Source organism: Methanosarcina spelaei (assembly GCF_002287235.1).
GTDB classification, from domain to species: domain Archaea; phylum Halobacteriota; class Methanosarcinia; order Methanosarcinales; family Methanosarcinaceae; genus Methanosarcina; species Methanosarcina spelaei.
This window is the reverse complement of the sequence record NZ_LMVP01000228.1, coordinates 1-2,122: the sequence shown is the minus strand read 5'-3', so window position 1 is coordinate 2,122 and position 2,122 is coordinate 1. Positions and strand designations below refer to the sequence as shown.

At 30.6% G+C, this 2,122-nt stretch carries 2 protein-coding genes; one reads left to right on the top strand and one right to left on the bottom strand.

Translation table 11 applies throughout. The annotated features are described in order from the left end of the window. Positions 1 to 166: 166 nt before the first annotated feature. On the bottom strand, positions 167 to 559 hold the full coding sequence (locus ASJ81_RS11750; protein ID WP_095644611.1) for a PadR family transcriptional regulator: 393 nt from the start codon (positions 557 to 559) through the stop codon (positions 167 to 169). 978 nt (positions 560 to 1,537) lie between these two features. On the opposite strand from ASJ81_RS11750, the gene gvpA reads away from it, so the two are divergent. Beyond that, positions 1,538 to 1,768 (top strand): gas vesicle protein GvpA, encoded by a 231-nt coding sequence (gene gvpA / locus ASJ81_RS11745; protein WP_095644610.1) that lies wholly within the window; start codon positions 1,538 to 1,540, stop codon positions 1,766 to 1,768. Positions 1,769 to 2,122: the final 354 nt, after the last annotated feature.

Sequence of the window (2,122 nt, the reverse complement as noted above, 5' to 3'; positions counted from 1 at the left end):
AAATTGGTCTTGTATCAACAAGATAATGATTCATATAAACTTATTTAATCTCAAATATAAACTTATTTAATCTCAAAGAGATTAAATAAGGCCTGGATAAGCTTACAGTGTCTACAGTTAATCCTCAAACTTGATCTACGATAATCCTTTGATTTCTAAAATTTCCTCATCGTCTTCTCTTATAATTTCGATCTTCTTTTAAGGTTATTAATAAATATTCCATTGAGGAAACAAATTCATCCAGAATTGAGTAAATTATCTCGTTTCCCTGATTCGTTGGAACATACACCTTTGATCTCATGTCACCTTTGATATTATTTGCTTCAAGAATGTTTTTTTCCTTAAGAGTATATAGAATCTGATAAACGGAGCTTTGACTAATAAGTACTTGATATTGCCTGAAAATCTCTTTTACAATATCTTGTCCACACATTGGCTGCGTCTTTAAAATAGAAAGCACTATTACTCCAAGGTGTTTTTTTACTAGATTCTCAATGTCTGATTCTTTTTGAGTTTCAAAATCTGAGTCTCTAGTAATAGATTCATGTCTTGAATGCAATTATATATCCCCCAGAATTTATGTCCCCCATAATTTGGTTCCAGCATTTTATGAATCTATTATGTACTGTTATGAATCTATTATGTATTATTATTTAAATGATCAATTGAATTTATCTGAACAAATTGAATTTATCTGAACAGTAGTTTTGAACAGTAGTTTGTTTCTCAAGCTTGGAAATAATTCGAGACTTATTTGAACCTTTTATTGAGAGCTACTAAAACTATTATCCTGCTTCAATCTGCAGTTGTAACTTTTCTACTCTCTATTTTTTATATAGCTCATTTTTATATATACATTATTTTAAAAAAATGATTTTCTAAATTATATAACTTTACATGAAGTAATATTTGTTTTAATTATATTTCCATTTTTGCAGAAATAAATATATTAAATAGATCCACAAAACTCAAAATCAATCTCGTTAAGCTGTTTTCTGTAGTGATGGAGAATACATTGGAACCCTAGAAAATATAACAACTTCCGATTTAATACAAAGCTATGTTGAAAATTAGGAAAATCGGTATAATCAGGAAGAAAAAGACGCATATCACCAAATGAAAATAATCGACTTTTAATAAACTATTACAACCAGAACGGTTGTGAAAAACAACACCTTGTTGCTTGCAGCGAAGTAAAACAGGTAATTTTAATTAGCTAACATAATTTAAGGGAATTATTTTAAAATATAGAGGACTTCGATAAACCCAGCTTTTTGGCTAGTTGCTTATAAAGGGTATATAAGTAATATGTTGAAATCAGAGGTTTATCGAAGTCCTCTATATTTTGTAACAAAAAAATAAATATCCTAATCTATATATTCGTCTATGATTATATTTGCGTATGAAAAACGAAGACCACCGAAAGTTCAAGATTTAGGACTGTATTTGGTACTGAGTTCATATTCTGAACAAAAAAGTTCCAAATTATAATTTCGGTGTGTCTAAAATTGAATAAATCAAAAGGGGGTAAAAAGTAATGGTAGCTCAAAGTCCTGATTGTTCCAGTCTTGCAGAAGTGCTAGATCGGATACTTGACAAGGGAATAGTTGTAGACACATGGGCTAGGATTTCGCTTGTTGGAATAGAGGTTCTAACAATCGAAGCCAGAGTTGTTGTTGCATCTGTGGATACATTCCTGCACTATGCAGAAGAGATTACAAAGATTGAAAAAGCTGCAATGGAAGAAGCACCAAAGATTTCCGCATAATTTGTCTTACTGGAATAACTATAGACTGGTATCTAAATAAACCCCAATGCTTGGTAGTGGGTAAAAACATTGATCAAATTATTCGAAATTGGCACGTTTTGCCTTTTTGGTATGATTTGAAAATCTGTTGCATGCTTATGATTCTCGGAATCTGATCCCACTATCAAGAAAGAATACTACAGATTGAGTATAAATTCTACTTAAGCTTGTATTTGATACAACAAAAAGTAGATATGTAAATCACAAACGATGTTGCATTATTCGCGGGAAATATAGTAAATAAAAAGAGAATAGATCAGGCTGTCTCAAAAATAAACCTGGTTCTACAATTGAGATCTAATATTCGACTAACGC